Source organism: Dactylosporangium sp. CS-033363 (assembly GCF_050942475.1).
Taxonomy (GTDB): Bacteria; Actinomycetota; Actinomycetes; order Mycobacteriales; family Micromonosporaceae; genus Dactylosporangium.
In genome coordinates this window covers 5,043,805-5,059,003 of sequence record NZ_CP192032.1, presented here as the reverse complement: position 1 = coordinate 5,059,003, position 15,199 = coordinate 5,043,805, and the positions used below count along the sequence as shown (strand labels likewise).

General features: G+C 74.6%; 10 protein-coding genes. 8 read left to right on the top strand and 2 right to left on the bottom strand.

The window, feature by feature from the left end; translation table 11 throughout:
* Positions 1-16: 16 nt before the first annotated feature.
* Positions 17-1,366, bottom strand: a complete 1,350-nt coding sequence (locus ACQPZ4_RS23405) for a serine hydrolase domain-containing protein (protein WP_433064966.1) — start codon at positions 1,364-1,366, stop codon at positions 17-19.
* Positions 1,367-1,516: 150 nt separating this feature from the next.
* On the opposite strand from ACQPZ4_RS23405, the gene ACQPZ4_RS23400 reads away from it, so the two are divergent.
* Positions 1,517-2,215, top strand: a complete 699-nt coding sequence (locus tag ACQPZ4_RS23400; RefSeq protein WP_433064963.1) for a hypothetical protein — start codon at positions 1,517-1,519, stop codon at positions 2,213-2,215.
* Here ACQPZ4_RS23400 and ACQPZ4_RS23395 read toward each other — a convergent pair.
* Complete coding sequence (locus tag ACQPZ4_RS23395; RefSeq protein WP_433064960.1) at positions 2,202-3,479, bottom strand: condensation domain-containing protein; 1,278 nt, start codon at positions 3,477-3,479, stop codon at positions 2,202-2,204. The two genes, ACQPZ4_RS23400 and ACQPZ4_RS23395, sit on opposite strands and share 14 nt — an antisense overlap.
* A gap of 77 nt (positions 3,480-3,556) precedes the next feature.
* On the opposite strand from ACQPZ4_RS23395, the gene ACQPZ4_RS23390 reads away from it, so the two are divergent.
* The 7 genes from ACQPZ4_RS23390 to ACQPZ4_RS23360 are packed head-to-tail and all read left to right on the top strand — an operon-like array spanning position 3,557 to position 15,173.
* The gene (locus ACQPZ4_RS23390; protein ID WP_433064958.1) at positions 3,557-4,969 is read left to right on the top strand and encodes a class I adenylate-forming enzyme family protein; all 1,413 of its coding nucleotides are present in this window, start codon (positions 3,557-3,559) and stop codon (positions 4,967-4,969) included.
* Complete coding sequence (locus tag ACQPZ4_RS23385) at positions 4,966-6,282, top strand: phosphopantetheine-binding protein (protein ID WP_433064955.1); 1,317 nt, start codon at positions 4,966-4,968, stop codon at positions 6,280-6,282. The genes ACQPZ4_RS23390 and ACQPZ4_RS23385 overlap by 4 nt, the downstream gene beginning before the upstream one ends.
* The gene (locus ACQPZ4_RS23380; RefSeq protein WP_433064953.1) at positions 6,263-7,132 is read left to right on the top strand and encodes a thiamine pyrophosphate-dependent dehydrogenase E1 component subunit alpha; all 870 of its coding nucleotides are present in this window, start codon (positions 6,263-6,265) and stop codon (positions 7,130-7,132) included. The genes ACQPZ4_RS23385 and ACQPZ4_RS23380 overlap by 20 nt, the downstream gene beginning before the upstream one ends.
* Complete coding sequence (locus ACQPZ4_RS23375; RefSeq protein ID WP_433064950.1) at positions 7,129-8,070, top strand: alpha-ketoacid dehydrogenase subunit beta; 942 nt, start codon at positions 7,129-7,131, stop codon at positions 8,068-8,070. Before ACQPZ4_RS23380 ends, ACQPZ4_RS23375 begins: the two co-directional genes overlap by 4 nt.
* Entirely contained in the window at positions 8,063-9,121 is a 1,059-nt protein-coding gene (locus tag ACQPZ4_RS23370) for a 2-oxo acid dehydrogenase subunit E2 (RefSeq protein ID WP_433064948.1), read from the top strand. Before ACQPZ4_RS23375 ends, ACQPZ4_RS23370 begins: the two co-directional genes overlap by 8 nt.
* Positions 9,118-14,973 (top strand): amino acid adenylation domain-containing protein, encoded by a 5,856-nt coding sequence (locus tag ACQPZ4_RS23365; RefSeq protein WP_433064945.1) that lies wholly within the window; start codon positions 9,118-9,120, stop codon positions 14,971-14,973. Before ACQPZ4_RS23370 ends, ACQPZ4_RS23365 begins: the two co-directional genes overlap by 4 nt.
* Positions 14,970-15,173, top strand: a complete 204-nt coding sequence (locus ACQPZ4_RS23360; protein ID WP_433064942.1) for a hypothetical protein — start codon at positions 14,970-14,972, stop codon at positions 15,171-15,173. The genes ACQPZ4_RS23365 and ACQPZ4_RS23360 overlap by 4 nt, the downstream gene beginning before the upstream one ends.
* The last annotated feature ends 26 nt before the right edge of the window (positions 15,174-15,199 follow it).

The following is a 15,199-nucleotide window of genomic DNA, read 5'->3' as shown; positions in this document are numbered from 1 at the left end:
CCCCGTACGGTAACCGCTACGCGCCGACCTTCGGGGTCGCACGGACACCGTGGTGCAGGTAGCGGGAGCCGTCGGGCAGGTCGTAGAAGACCACCGGGAAGTACACGCCGAGCTCGGGGCGCATCACCACGAACGCGCCGGGCTGGAAGGTCTGCATCGGCAGCTCCATGAGCTGCTCGCCGGCGAGTGCGGCCAGGTGGCCGACATTGCGTGAAATCAGCACCAATCCGCCGTCGCGCTCGACGACCTCGAGGTGGTTGCCGGCGCGCTCGTAGCGGCCCACGTACGCGGCCGGGTCGAATGGCAGCGGCTCCGCCGACGGCGTGACCGGCGGGCGCATCGTGACCCCGGCGAGCTCCTGCACGATCTCGGCGATGAGCTCGTTGGCGAGCGTCTGCGCGCCGCCGCCGTTGGTCAGCAGGGCGATGGCGAGGTCGTGCTCGGGCAGGACCCGGAGGAAGGCGGACTGGCCGATGGTGCCGCCGTCGTGGCCGTACACCCGCGTCCCGGCCCATTCGTCGAGGAACCACGCGAGCCCCCACTGCTTGCCCAGCACCCACGGGTCCGGCATCTCGACCTGCGGCTGCAACATCTGGTCGGCGGCCGCATCGCCGAGGATGCGCGTGCCGTCCGCGGTCACGCCCCGGTTGAGGTGCAGCTCGGCGAACTTCAGCACCTCGCGCGCGGTGGACGTGATGAGCCCGGCCGGTCCGGCGGAGCGCATCAGCCCCCAGATCGGCATCGGCGTGAGCGGGTCCCCGCCGTGCCCGATCGCGGCGCGGTGCAGCAGCGCCTCCTCGGGCAGCGTGCCGGTGCGGGCCAGCCCGAGCGGCCGGAAGAGCCGCTCGCGCATGAGCTGGTCCCACTGCGTCCCGGTGGCGACCTCGAGAACCCGGCCGAGCAGCGAGAACCCGGCGTTGCAGTACGACTGGGTGGCGCCCAGCGGATGGTTCGCCGCCACGCCCTCCAGCAGCGCGGCGAACTTCTCCAGGTTGTCGTCCCCGCGCCCGGTCTCGGCGAAGAAGTCCCCGTCGATGCCCGAGGTGTGCGACAGCAGGTGGCGCAGGGTCAGGCCCTCGGTCAGCTCCGCGGTCGAGAGCCGCAGCTCCGGCAGCACCGCCCGGATCGGCGCGTCGAGGTCCAGCCGGCCCTCTTCGACCAGCTGCATCGCGACGGTACCCGTCCAGGCCTTCGTGATCGACCCGATCTGGAACACCGTCTCGGTCGTCGCCTCGATGCCCGCCCCGATGTGCGCAAACCCGGCGGCGGCGTCGGCCACCACCTCACCCCGGTGCAGCACGGCCAGGCCGGCCCCGGCCACCTTGTGCCGCTCGATCAGCGCCGCCAGCCGCTCCGCGTTCGTCATGCCGAGCAACTGTAGGCGAGCCCCCGGGACCCGGAGTTGTCTTCCCGCACAAAGAGGGCGCGCCAGGTTGGTACGATTCGACGAAGACAGCTGCCGCACGGCCGCGCCCGGCGCATCCCGGACGTGGCGGGCCGCTGCGACACTGGCGGCATGCGGCGTCTCGGGCTGACGGTGGCGGGTGCGCTCATCGCGGTGGCAATCACGTTGCTCACCGGATCGCTGGAGGATCAGGTCCGGATCCCGCCGGCCGTCGCCTGGACGGGACTGGCCGTCGCCGTCGTCCTGGGCGTGGTCGTCGCGACCGTCGAGCGCAGCCACGACCCGTACCGGGCCCGGGTTTCCTGGCGGTGGACACTCCCGTCGATCTCGTTCCGGACCGGGATGATCCTGACGTGCCTTGCGGTCGTCGGCATCTGCATGGGCAGCCTTCGCGCGTACTACTGGTGGAACGAGCGGATCGTGGCCGATCTCGCGGCGCCGGTCGAGGCGACCGTCGAGACCACCACGGTGACGCTGGAGCGGGTCACCCTCTCACGCACCCGGCTCGACGTCACCTTCACCGTGCAGAACAGCCACGACAAGACCGAGTTGATTTCGACGCACCATGTGTGCGCGATCAGCGACGCTCGCGGACGCGACCTCTGGCGCGGCACCTGCAACCCGCCGGAGTCGGTGCTCGAGCGCACATTCGGCGGCGCAGCCGGCATGTACGTGCCTCCAGGACAGACCGTCCGGCTCGTCACCGGCGCGGACATCGACGACGGCGCGGACGCCACCCACGTGTACATGGAACTGCACGTCGGCGGGACGACCGTCCTGCTGCCCAGCGCGGAGCTCAAACGGGCATAGCCGCGCGGGTCAGGGCGTCCTCGACGTGGCGGAGCATGTCGCCCGCCGCCGGCGCCCATGCCGTGTCCCGGTGGCAGGCGAGGGTCAGCAGCGCCGCGCCCGGGCGGTGCTGGACGTTCAGGATGTACCGCGAACCCCCGGGCCGGTCCGGCTGCTCCATGATCCGGTCCTGCACCGAGGGATCCGTGAAGGGAATGGCCTCGGCACCCAATGACCGGCTGTTCGCGGCACTCCCCACGATCGAAGCGTCGATGAAGTTGAAGCGGGCGGCGGTGGCCCCCGTAAACGCCAACTCCCCCAGAATCTCGGCGTCCAGCGCAGCGGCCCGGTACGGGTCGAGGTTCGCGAACCGATGCCCGTGCAACTGGTGCCCGGCGGTCGCGGCCAGGTCGCCCACCAGGACCGGCACCGGCATCACCGCCTTGCGCACCGAGGCCTGGGTCCCCGCCGACAGCCGGTTCGCCGCCAGCGCCCGAATGCCGACGCACGGCGCGCCCTCCACCGCTGCGATCGCCGAGCCGAACGCGGTGAGGTAAGCCGCCGCAACCGGCACGCCCGCTCGCTTCGCCGCGGCCTCCGCGGACCGGGCCGCGCGCGCCGACGCCAGCCAACGGGACTGCAGCACCGGTGCAACAGCAGCAGGAGTACCAGGCGGCCGCCAGCCCGACAACCCGTCGCGCAACGCGGTCAACTGGCGGCGCCAGTGCGCCTCCGCGCGCTCCGCGTACGCGCGGCCCGGTGCCGATGCCTCCCACGATACGGTTTCCAGAGGCTGCTCCGGTACCGGCCGATCGGCAAACGCCGCGCCCCCGCGCAAGGCTTGCAAGAAGTCGGTCCGCAGCACCCGCATGCCCCAGCCGTCCACCGCGGCGTGGTCGATGACGATGCCGATCCGCCCGACGGTGCCGGCCGTGGTCTCCAGGACGAACAGGATCGGCGGCTGCGAAGCGAGGCGGAACGGGGTCGCCGCCGCCTCGGCGAGGGCCTCGGGGCCGGGCGGGGCGAGGCGGACCACCTCCGCGGCCGCAAGGACGTGCTGCTCACGGGCGCCGTCCGAGCCCACGGGCAGCAGCGTGCGCAGGCCCTCGTGGCGCGACAGCACGGCGGCGATCGCGGCCCGGACGTCGTCGACGCGGGCGCCGGAGCCGTGCAGGACGCCGGTGAAGTTCGATGCGTGGGACCACGGGGTGTCCGCGTCGATGCCGACGTCCAGGAACCACTCACGTTGCGCGCACGTGAGCGGCCCGTGGCGAGTCGAGTTCATTCGTGGTCCCGTCATGTTTCTAAAGTCGATGGAGTGAAATATTGCAAGACATGAGTGCGCCGTGCAACCCTGGCGCCGTGGTTTTGCACGGGGTGCCCACGACGGTTCCACGTCTCCTCGCTGACCGGGCCTTATCGGAGCCGGACCGCGAGGCCCTGGTCGTGGACGGGGTCGGGGCGCTGACCTTCGGCGAGTGGCAGCGCCGGGCATCGGGCCTCGCGGGACGGCTGCACGAGGACGGCGTCGGGCCGGGCGATCGGGTCGGGCTGCGGTTCGGCGCCGCGGAGTGGCTCGGCTACGCCGTCGCCTACGTGGCGGTGCAGCGGCTGGGGGCCGTCGCGGTGCCGATCGCCGCCGACGCGGCGCCGGCCGAGGTGGAGCACGTGCTCGCCGACTGCGGAGCGGTCCGCCTCCTGCAAGAAGGGGCCGAAGAAGCAAGCACCGAAACCCCCGCCGACCGTTCGGCGCCGAACGGACTTGCCCAGATCCTGTACACCTCCGGTACCACGGCAAGGCCCAAGGGGGTCGCGGCCAGCCATGCCAACGTGACGTTCGGGGCGGGCGCCCGGCACCGGCCGTTCCGGCACTCGCGGCACCTGCTGCACGCGTTCGCCATCGGGACCAACGCGGCGCAGGTCATGCTCATGAACGCGCTGCTGGCCCACCCGGCCGTGGTGACGCTGCCGGTGTTCACGCCGCTGCGGTTCGCCCGCGCCATCAAGCATTACGCCGCCGGTACCGTCTTCGTCGTCCCCGCCATGGCCATGGAACTGCTCGCCGTGGCCGACGGGATCGATCTCGGGTGCGTGCGGCTGCTCGGGTCGGCGGCCGCGCCGCTGCCCGGTCCCGTGGCCGCCCGGCTCGCGAGCGCGCTGCCCAACGCGACGATCGTCAACTACTACACGTCGACCGAGGCCGCGCCGGCGCAGACCGCGATGGCGTACGACCCGGAGCGCCCCGGCAGCGTCGGCCGCCCGATCGCCGGCGGCGGGGTCCGCGTGCTCGACGACGGCGGGCGGGCCTGCGACCCGGGCGAGGTCGGCGCGGTCTGGATGCACTCCCCCGCCCCGGCCCGCTCGTACCTGCACGACTCGGCGAGCGCCACGTTCCGGGACGGGTGGGTGCGAATGGGTGACGCCGGCTACGTCGACGGCGACGGCTACCTGTACCTCGTCGAGCGCGACTCCGACGTGGTCAAGACCGGCGCCCACCGGGTGTCGACGCTGCAGGTCGAGGCGGCCATCCACGAGCACCCGGCGATCGCCGACGCCGCCGTCGTCGGGGTGCCGCACGAGGTGCTCGGCGTCGAGCTGGCCGCGGTCATCGTGGTCCGCGGCGACGCCCCGCTGTCCCCGCCGGCGCTGCGCGCGTTCCTGGCCGAGCGCCTCGCGCCGCACGAGATCCCCGCCCGCGTCCACGCCGTCGACCAGCTGCCGCGCAACCGGGGCGGGAAGGTCGACAAACGATCCCTGCGAAGGAGCCTGACATGATCCAGGCGTCCGCGGTACAGCACGGCATGTGGCTCGCCGCCGCCCGTGTCGCCCCCGCCGCGTACCACATGCCGCTGGTCGTCACGTTCGCCCGCGACCCGGACACCGGGCTCCTGGCCAAGTCCTGCGCCGCGGTCGCCGAACGGCACGGGCTGCTGTCCAGCGCCATCATCGAGCGCGACGGCATCACGTACGTGGTCCCGGCCGCATTCCCGGCGGCCCTGAGAGTCGCCGGCCCGGACGAGAGTATCGCCGAGGAGATCGCGCGGCCGTTCAACCTCGCCGAGGGCCCGCTGATCCGGTTCGCGCTGTTCGGCCGGACCCTCGTCGTCACCGCGCACCACCTGGTCTTCGACGGGCAGTCCAAGGAGGTGCTGCTGCGGGACCTGGCCGCCCTGTACTCCGGCGCCATCCCCGAGCCGCTGCCCACCACCGCCGCCGACGACCTCGCGGCCGACGCGGCCCGCCTGGCCGAGCGGCGCGGCGCGGCCGAGGAGTTCTGGACCGGCCGCTGGTCCGAGCCGCCGCCCCTCGTCGTCGCCGGCCTGGAGCTCACCGGCCGCGACCACGGCCCCGGGCAGGTCCATCCGTTCACCCCGCCCGTCCCGGACCTGCCGGGCCTGACGAGGTTCGAGACGCTCCTCGCCGCGGTGCACGCCACGCTCGCCGCGTACGGCAACCCGCGCGTCACCACCGGCGTCGATCTGTCCACAAGGGAGCGCGGCCCGGCCGGCGTCATCGGCCCGTACGCGACGGAGCTCCCCGTCGGCTCCGAGTCCGGCGCCGATCTCACCGAATTGCGCCGGCACCTGCGCGAGCTGTACCCGCACCGCGCGGTCCCCCTCGCGCGGGCCGTCCGCCGGATCAGGCCGCACGCCGCCCTGGCCCCGGTCTCGGTCAGCTACCGCCGCCTCGGCGAGACCCCGCTGTTCGACGGCGAGCTGGTCGAGGTCGACTGGCTGGCGTTCGCCGGCGGCGTCCGCGGCGACCTGCAGCTGCAGGCGGTCGACGACGGCACGACCGTCACCGCGAGCCTGCGCTACTCCCCCGCCGCCGCACCGGTCGCCGAGCGGTTCGCCCAGGACCTGTGTGCACACCTGACCCGGACCGCGGTGCTGGCCATCTGGCGCGAGGTCTTCAACAGTCCGGAGATCGGCCCCGACGACGACCTGTTCGACCTCGGCGGCGACTCGCTCACCGCGACCCAGATCATCGCCCGCATGCGCAAGCACCTCGGGATCGACGTCGACATCGACACGTTCTTCGACCACCCCACGGTGAACGGAGTCGTGCATGCCACAGCCGCCGGCTGACGCGACCGCGATGCTGCTCATCCGGCACTTCGAGACCGCGCTGCTGGAGCTGTTCGCGCGGGGCGAGCTGTCCGGGACCACGCACACCTGCCTCGGCCAGGAGCACGTCCCCGTCGCCGTCAGCGGCCTGCTCGAACCCGACGACCACGTGCTGAGCAACCACCGCGGCCACGGCCACTACCTCGCGCGGTTCGACGACCCGGAGGGCCTGCTCGCCGAGATCATGGGCCGCAAGGGCGCCCTCTGCCAGGGCGTCGGCGGAAGCCAGCACCTGTACCGCCCCGGCTACCTCTCCACCGGCGTGCAGGGCGAGAGCCTCCCGGTGGCGGCCGGCCTCGCGCTGCACCTGCGGCGCCGGCGGCCGGGGGCGCTCGCCTGCGCGTACATCGGCGACGGCACCTGGGGCGAGGGCGCGGTGTACGAGGCGCTCAACATCGCCGCCCTGTGGCACCTGCCGCTGCTGGTCGTCGTCGAGCACAACGGCATCGCCCAGTCCACGCCGACCGCGCGGGCCATGGCCGGCACCATCGCCGGGCGCGCGGCCGCGTTCGGCATCGCCCACACGCTCGTCACCGCCACCGACCCGGCGCGGATCCGGGCCGGGCTGGCCCCGCTCGTCGCCCGCGTCCGGCACGGCGAGCCGCTGATCGCCGAGTTCCGCGTGCCCCGCCTCGGCCCGCACAGCAAGGGCGACGACACCCGTACCGCCGAGCAGGTCGCCGCCCTGGACGACTGGTACCCGGCCGTCGCCGCCGCCGACCCCGGGCTCGACCGCGCCCAGCGGGACCGCGTCGCGAGCGTCGTCGCCGAGGTCACGGCCCGGCCGATGGCCGAGTGGGACCAGGGATGAGGGTCGCCGAGAACATCAACGCCGCGCTGCACACCGTCCTCGCCGGCGACGAGCGCGCGTACCTGATCGGCGAGGACCTCCTCGACCCGTACGGCGGCGCGTTCAAGGTCGCCAAGGGCCTGTCCACCGCCTTCCCGGACCGGGTGCTGTCCACCCCGATCAGCGAGTCGGCCATCACCGGCATCGCCGCCGGCCTGGCCCTGGCCGGGGACACCGCGATCGTCGAGTACATGTTCGCCGACTTCCTGACCCTCGGCCTCGACCCGCTGGTCAACTTCGCGGCCAAATCCGTCTCCATGTACGGCGAGCGCCTCCCGATGCGCCTCATCGTGCGCTGCCCCAGCGGCGGCGGGCGGGGCTACGGGCCGACGCACAGCCAGACGCTCACCAAGCACCTGATCGGGGTGCCCGGCCTCAGCCTGTACGAGATGACGCCCTTCCGGGACGCGGCCGAGGTCTTCGCCGAGATGCTCGCCCTCGCGCGGCCCTGCGTCTTCATCGAGGACAAAATCCTGTACACCCGCCGGATGCACGCGGTTCCGGCGCCGTTCTCGGTCGGCGTGCGCGACGGCGTGGCCCACGTCGGCACCGGCGAGCGGCCGGCCGTGGTCGTCGTCGCGCCCGGCGGGATGGCCGAGCGCGCCCTGACCGCGTTGCGGACGCTGCTCATCGAGGACGAGATCGCCGGCCTGCTGGTGGTCCCTTCACGGTTGTACCCCGTGAGCCTCGACCTGCCGCCCGGCGTGCCCGTGGTGGTGGCGGAGGACGGGACCGCCGGCGGGACGTGGGGCGCCGAGGTGGCCCGGCACGTCGCGGCCCCGGTGACGCTCGTGCACGCCGCCGACACCGTGGTCCCGGCGGCGCCGCACCTGGAGCGCCAGGTGCTGGTGAGCGCCGGCTCCATCTACGACGCGCTGGTGAGGACGGTTCGTGGCTGAGATCGCGGTACCGAAGCTGAACTCCAACGACGACCGCTACCTGCTGCTGGCCTGGCTGGCCCCGGACGGCGAGCCGGTCGCCGCCGGCACCGCGGTCGCCGAGGTCGAGACGTCCAAGGCGGTCGAGGAGCTGACGGCGGCGGAGGGCGGCGTGCTGCACCACCGCGCGGCGACCGGCGCCGATATCGAACCCGGCCAGGTCATCGCCGTCATCGGCACCGCGATCGCGGCCCCCGTCACGCAACAGGATGACGCCGGCCCGACCATCACCGCGCCGGCCCGGGCAGCCATGGCCGAGCTCGGCATCACCGGCGAGCAGGTCGCCGCGCTCGGGCTGGCGATCGTCCGCCGGGCCGACGTCGAGGCGCTCACCGGAACAGTCACAGCGAAGAACGTGCTGTCCCGCAACCAGCGGGCCGTGGCGCGGACGGTGACCCGCTCGGCCGCCACCGTCCCGGCCGCCTACACGGCGATGACCGTCGACGTCGGCGCCGCCCTGGCGGGGGCGCCGGAGCTGGCCCGCGCGGTGCGGCGCCCGGTCGGCCTGGCCGAGCTGTTCGTCGCCGCGATCGGCAGGGTCCACGCGCAGGAGCCGATGTGCTTCGCCCGGCTCGACGACGACGGCGTGACCCTGCACCCGGCCGCGGCCGCGCACGTCGGCGTCACCGTCGACGCCGGCGAGGGCCTCTACGTGCCGGTGGTCCGCGACGCCGGTACCGCCACCCTCGCCGACATCGCCCGCACGCTCACGAGGCACCGGGTGGCGGCGGCCGGCGGCACGTTCCGCGAGGCCGACCTCGACGGCGCCAACATCACCCTGACCCTGCACCTCGACGCGCACGTGAGCCTGGCCGTCCCGATCGTCTTCCCCGGCCAGACCTGCGCGGTAGCCGTCACCGCCCCGCGCCCGGAGCTGTACCTCGACGGCGAGGGCCGCCCGGCCACGAGAACCGTGGTGCAGGCCGGCCTGGCCTACGACCACCGGGTCATCAACGGCCGCGAGGCGGCCCGCTTCCTGACCGCCCTCGCGACCGCCCTGGAGCCGCGATGAACCCCGCCCAGGAACGGCTCTGGTTCCTGCACCAGCTGGATCCGGCCGACGCCTCCTACCACCTGCCGATCGTCCTGCACCTGCGCGGCCCGCTGGACCGCGCGGCCCTCACGCGGGCCCTGGACGCGTTGGTGAAACGTCACGAAACCCTGCGCGCCGTCACGCTGGAGACCACCGCCGCGGACGGCCTCGAGGACGCCCGCGCCCGGGTCGCCGCGTTCGTCACCCGGCCGTTCGACCTGGCCGCCGGCCCGCTGCTGCGCGGGCTGCTCATCGACCTCGGCCCCGGCGAGCACGTCCTCGCGCTGGTCACCCACCACTTCGCCGCCGACGGCTGGTCCCTGCAGGTGCTGCGCCGGGACCTGGACGTGCTGTACCGGGGCGGCGAACTCGCCGACCTGCCGCCACCGCCGGACGCGGCCGGCACCAAGCCCAACCTGCCACCACCGCCGGGCGCGGGCGGCGACGAGGCCAGCCTCGGGTACTGGACCGAGCGCCTCGCCGGCGCCCCCGTGCTCGACCTGTCGACCGACCGGCCCCGCCCGCCGGTCCGCCGCGGCCACGGCACCTCCATCGTCTTCGACCTGCCCGTCGACCTGCTGCGCCGCCTCGAGACCGTGGCGCGGGCCGAGCGGACCACCGTCTACACCGCCCTCGTCGCCGCGTTCTCGCTGCTGCTCGGCCGGATGAGCGGCCAGTCCGACGTCTGCCTCGGCACGCCGGTCCTCGGCCGCGACGACCCGGACCTCAACGACCGCGTCGGCTGCTACGCCGAGACCCTCGTCCTGCGCACCGACCTGTCCGGCGACCCCACGTTCCGGGCGCTGCTGCGGACCGCCCGCCGGACCGTCCTCGGCGCGCTCACCCACCCGGCGCCGTTCGAGCGGGTGGTGTCGGCGGTCGGCGCGCCCCGCGATCGCAGCCGCACGCCACTGTTTCAGGCCATGCTCATGTACCTGCGGCAGGACCACGACCGCCCGCGCCTCGGCGACCTCGACGCCGCCCTGCTCGACCACCCGTTCGACGTGGCCCGCACCGACCTCTCCCTCGACGTCGTCCAGGGCCCGGAGGCGGCGCTCGGGGTGCTGACCGTCGACCGGGACCTGTTCGACACGGACACCGCCGAGCGGCTCGTCCGCCGCCTGCTCGTCCTCCTCGAAGACGCCGCCGACCGGCCCGACACCGCGATCGGCGACCTGGCCTGGTTCGACGACGGCGAGCGCGACGAGGCCGTGACCCGCTGGAACGACACCGGCCCCGGGCAGCCCACGCCGCACGTCGCCGACCTGTTCCAGGATCGGGCCCGGGCCACCCCCGACGCCGTCGCGGTCACCGGCGCCGACGGGTCCGAGCTCACCTACGGGCAGCTCGACGCCGCCGTCGACCGGCTCGCGTCGCGGCTGCGCGGGCGCGGTCCGCTGGTCGGCGTCGCCCTGTCCCGCGGCCCCGCGATGGTGGTCGCGCTCCTCGCCGTGTGGCGCGCGGGGGCGGCGTACCTGCCGCTCGACCCCGCCTATCCGGCGGACCGGATCGCGTTCGTCATCGCCGACGCCGGAGTCACCACCGTGCTGACCGAACCCGCGTTCGCCGACCGGTTCGGGCCGGCGGCGCTGCTCATCCACGGCGACGACCACCACGACGCCGGGCCCGCCTTCGAAAGGACCGAAGCGGCCTACGTGCTGTACACCTCGGGGAGCACCGGAAAGCCGAAGGGCGTCATGGTGCCGCACGGAGCGCTCGCCGCCTTCGTCGCCGCCATGGCCGACATCCTCGGGCCGCAGGAGGGCCGCACCTGGCTCGCGCTCACGTCGCTGTCGTTCGACATCTCCGGCCTCGAACTGTTCCTGCCACTCAGCCGCGGGGGCCGCGTCGTCGTCGCCGGCGACGCGCAGACCGGCGACGGCGCCGCCCTGCGCGCGCTCATCGCCGCCCACGGCGTCACCGACGTGCAGGCCACCCCGTCCGGCTGGCGGATGCTGCTTGCGGCCGGTTTCAACCAAGACGTGCCGTCCGCGCTCGTCGGCGGCGAGGCGCTCCCGGCGCGGCTCGCCGCGGAGCTGCGCGGCAAGGTCGGCCGCCTCACCAACGTGTACGGCCCGACCGAGACCACCATCTGGTCCACGTTCTGGCCCGTCCCGGTGACCCCGGCCGCAATCGCGGTCGGCGGCCCTATTCCCGGCACCCGCGTCTACGTGGTCGACGACCGGCTGCGGCCCGTCCCGGCCGGCGTCCCCGGCGAGCTTGTCATCGCCGGCGCCGGCGTGGCCCTCGGCTACCTGCGCCGGCCGCGCCTGACCGCCGACCGGTTCGTCCCCGACCCCTGGGGACAAGGTTCCCGCCTGTACCGCACCGGCGACCGCGTCCGCCGCCGCCCCGACGGCGTCCTGGAGTTCCTCGGCCGGCTCGACACGCAGGTCAAGGTGCGCGGGCACCGAGTCGAGCTGGGCGAGGTCGAGACGGTGCTGGCCGGCTGCCCCGGGGTCGCCGCCGCCGTCGCCGCGGTCCGGGACGACGCCCTCGCCGCGTACGTCACCGCCCGCCCCGGCGCCGGCCTCGACCCCGCGGCGTTGCGCGACGCGGCCCGGGCGGCGCTGCCGGCGTACGCGGTGCCGGGCACCATCACCGTGCTCGACGCGCTGCCGCTCACCCCGAACGGCAAGGTCGACCGCAACGCCCTGCCCGACCCGCGGCCGCAGACCGCCGCCGCGTACGTGCCGCCGCGCACCGAGGCCGAGACCCGCGTCGCCCACGTGTTCGCGGAGGTGTTCGGGGCGCCTCAGGTCGGTACCGGCGACGACTTCTTCGCGCTCGGCGGGCACTCCCTGCTGGCCGTGAAGGTCGCGGCGCGGCTGCCCGGCCTGACCGTCCGCGACCTGTTCGACCACCCGACCGTCGAGGCCCTGGCCGCGCGCCTCCCGGACGTCGCGGATGCCGGACCCGGCCTTGCGCCCGACGGCCCGCCACCGTTGACGGAGGCCCAGCGCCGTCTGTGGTTCCTGCAGCGCCTCGATCCGCACGACGCGTCGTACAACATGTTCCTGGTCCTGCGCCTGCGCGGCGAGCTCGACCGGGACCGGCTGGGTGCGGCCCTGGACGCGCTCGCCGCCCGGCACCCGGCGCTGCGCTGCTCCTATCCGGAGGTCGACGGCGAACCGGCGGTGACGCTCGGCCCGGCGCGGGTGCCGGTCGAGGAGCTCGCCGCCGGCTCGGAGGCGGCGGCGCGGGCGGCCGTCGCGGAGCGCACCAACGCGCCGTTCGACCTGCGGGCCGGCGCCCCGGTGCGGGCGTCGCTGCTGCGGCTCGGGGACGGCGACCACGTGCTGTGCGTCATCATCCACCACATCGCCGGGGACGGCTGGTCGCTCAACGTGCTGCGGGAGGACCTCGCCGCCCTGTACGCCGGCGAGTCCCTGCCGCCGCTGCCGCCCGTGCCGGCCGTGCCCCACGCGGCCGGGCCCGAGCTCGACGACCCGACCGTCCTCGACCTGCCCACCGACCGGCCCCGCCCGGCCGCGCCCACGCATCGCGGCGCGTTCCACGGCATGAGCCTGCCCGCCGGCGTCCTCGCCCGCCTCGACGAGCTGGCCGGGCGGCAGCGGACGAGCCTGTTCGCGGTGCTGCTCGCGGCCTATCAGGTCCTGCTCGCCCGGCACACGGGGCAGACCGACATCCTGGTCGGCTCGACGATGGCCGCCCGGGACCGGGTGGAGCTGGAGCGGGCCGTCGGGTACTTCGCGCGTACCGTCGTGCTGCGCAACCAGATCGAGCCGGCCGAGCCGTTCACGGGGCTGCTCGGCCGGGCCCGCGAGTCGGTGCTCGACGCGCTCACCCACCCCGACGCGCCGGTGCCGAAGTTCCAGACCATGTGCATCCTGCACACCCAGGACGAGGGCGGCGCCCCGGTCTTCGCCGGCCTGGACGCGTCCTTCTTCGAGTCCGGCTACCAGCAGTCGAAGTTCGACCTGATGCTGGAGGCGTGGCGGACCGGCGGCGGGCTGACGCTCGTCTTCGGCTACGACACCGACCTGTTCGACGCGGCGACCGTCGAGGCGTGGGCCGCGCGGTTCGCGGTGCTGTGCGCGGGCATCGCCGCCGACCCCACCGCCGCCGTCGGTGACCTGCCGCTGCTGACGCCGGACGACGAGGCCGTTGTCAACGATTTGGGTGAACCGTCAAGCGATGAACCGGCGCCGCCCGTGGCTGAGTTGCTGCGGCTCCCCGATCCGGATGCGGTCGCGCTGCGGTGCGGGGCCGAGTCGCTGACCTACCGCGAACTCAACGACCGCGCCGACGCCCTGGCCGCCACGCTGGATGCGGACGGGCGGGTCGTGCCCTTCGCCGCCCACCGGAGCATCGACACCATCGTGACGATGCTGGCGATCTGGCGGGCCGGCGGGGCCTATCTGCCGGTCGACCCCGCCCAGCCGGCCGGGCGTACCGCCGGGGCCGAGGGGGCGCGCGTCGACGGGGCGGCGTACGTGCTGTACACCTCGGGAAGCACCGGCGAGCCGAAGGGCGTCGTCGTCGGCCACGAGGCACTTGCGGCCCGCGTCACGTTTATGCGGCGCGACTACGAACTCGGCCCGGGCGACACCATCGTGCAGTTCGCGCCGCTCGGGTTCGACACGCACGCCGAGGAGCTGTGGCCCGCCCTCGCGTCCGGCGCCACGGTGCGGCTGCTCCCGGACGGCCCGCTCACGCTCACCGAGACGCTCGCCGGCGTCACCGTGCTGGACCTGCCCACGGCGTACTGGCACGACCTCGTCACCTCGATCGACACCATCGCCTGGCCGCGCGGCCTGCGGCTGGTTATCCTCGGCGGCGAGGCGGTCCACGCGGCGGCGGTGGCCCGCTGGCACGAGCGGTTCGGCGGCACCGTCCGCCTGATCAACACCTACGGCCCCACCGAGGCCACCATCATCGCCACCTCGACCGACCTCACTCCGCCCGCCACCGAAGCCCCGCCCGCCTCCGACGCTCCGCCCGCCTCCGACGCTCCGCCCGCCTCCGACGCCCCGCCGCCGATCGGCGTGCCCCTGCCCGGTGTCCGCGCCGCGATCGTCGACACCGCGCTGCGGCCGGTCCCGCCCGGCGCCTACGGCGAACTGCTGCTCGGCGGCACCGGCCTGGCCCGCGGCTACCTCGGCCGCGACGACCTCACCCGGGACCGTTTCATCACAAGCCAAAGCACGCGTTGGTACCGCACGGGCGACCGCGTCCGCCTCCAGCCCGACGGCCGCCTCGCCTTCGCGGGCCGGCTCGACGACCAGCTGAAGGTGCGCGGGTTCCGGATCGAACCGGCCGAGGTCGAGCACGCCCTGCTCGCCGTCCCGGGGGTCACCGGCGCGGCCGTCACCGCCCACAACGGCGCCCTGGTCGCCTACGTGGCCGGCGCCGTGCCCGCCGACGAGCTGCGCACCCGGCTCGCCGCCCGGCTCCCAGCCCATCTTGTGCCGGACCGCTGGATCGCGCTCGACGCGCTGCCGCTCACCCCGAACGGCAAGGTCGACCGCCGGGCCCTGCCCCCGCCCGGCGACGCCCGCACCGGACCGTCGGCGCCGCCGCGCACCGACGCCGAGCACCTGGTCGCCGACGTCTGGGGCGAGGTGCTGGGCCTGACCGGGCTCGGCGTCGACGACGACTTCTTCACCCTCGGCGGGCACTCCCTGCTGGCCGTGCGGGTGGCCGCCCGGCTGCGCGCGCTGACCGACCTCGACCTGCCGATCCGCCTGCTGTTCACGCACCGCCGGCTGGCCGACCTGGCCGTGGCGGTCGAGCAGCGGCTCCTGGACGACCTGACCGCCCTCAGCGACGACGAGGTCGCCACCCTGCTGGAAGCGGAGGCTCGATGAACCCGCACGACGCCCGCCGGCCGCGCGTGGCCGCCCCGGACGCCACCGCCGACCGGCAGCCGCCGCCCGAGCCGCGAAACGGGAGGCGCCCGATGACCGTCAACAACGCCCGCCGACTGCACTTCGCCGCCCCGGACGCCACCGCCGCCACCGCCGACCGGCAGCCGCCGCCCGAGCCGCGAAACGGAGACGCTCGATGACCGTCGACGACGCCCGCCCACCGCAT

Bases quoted from the DNA above. Each gene is read 5' to 3' on its own strand.
- ACQPZ4_RS23375 (WP_433064950.1), top strand. From the start codon at position 7,129: ATGAGGGTCGCCGAGAACATCAACGCCGCGCTGCACACCGTCCTCGCC.
- ACQPZ4_RS23360 (WP_433064942.1), top strand. From the start codon at position 14,970: ATGAACCCGCACGACGCCCGCCGGCCGCGCGTGGCCGCCCCGGACGCC.
- ACQPZ4_RS23400 (WP_433064963.1), top strand. From the start codon at position 1,517: ATGCGGCGTCTCGGGCTGACGGTGGCGGGTGCGCTCATCGCGGTGGCA.
- ACQPZ4_RS23395 (WP_433064960.1), bottom strand. From the start codon at position 3,479: ATGAACTCGACTCGCCACGGGCCGCTCACGTGCGCGCAACGTGAGTGG.
- ACQPZ4_RS23385 (WP_433064955.1), top strand. From the start codon at position 4,966: ATGATCCAGGCGTCCGCGGTACAGCACGGCATGTGGCTCGCCGCCGCC.
- ACQPZ4_RS23405 (WP_433064966.1), bottom strand. From the start codon at position 1,366: ATGACGAACGCGGAGCGGCTGGCGGCGCTGATCGAGCGGCACAAGGTG.
- ACQPZ4_RS23380 (WP_433064953.1), top strand. From the start codon at position 6,263: ATGCCACAGCCGCCGGCTGACGCGACCGCGATGCTGCTCATCCGGCAC.
- ACQPZ4_RS23365 (WP_433064945.1), top strand. From the start codon at position 9,118: ATGAACCCCGCCCAGGAACGGCTCTGGTTCCTGCACCAGCTGGATCCG.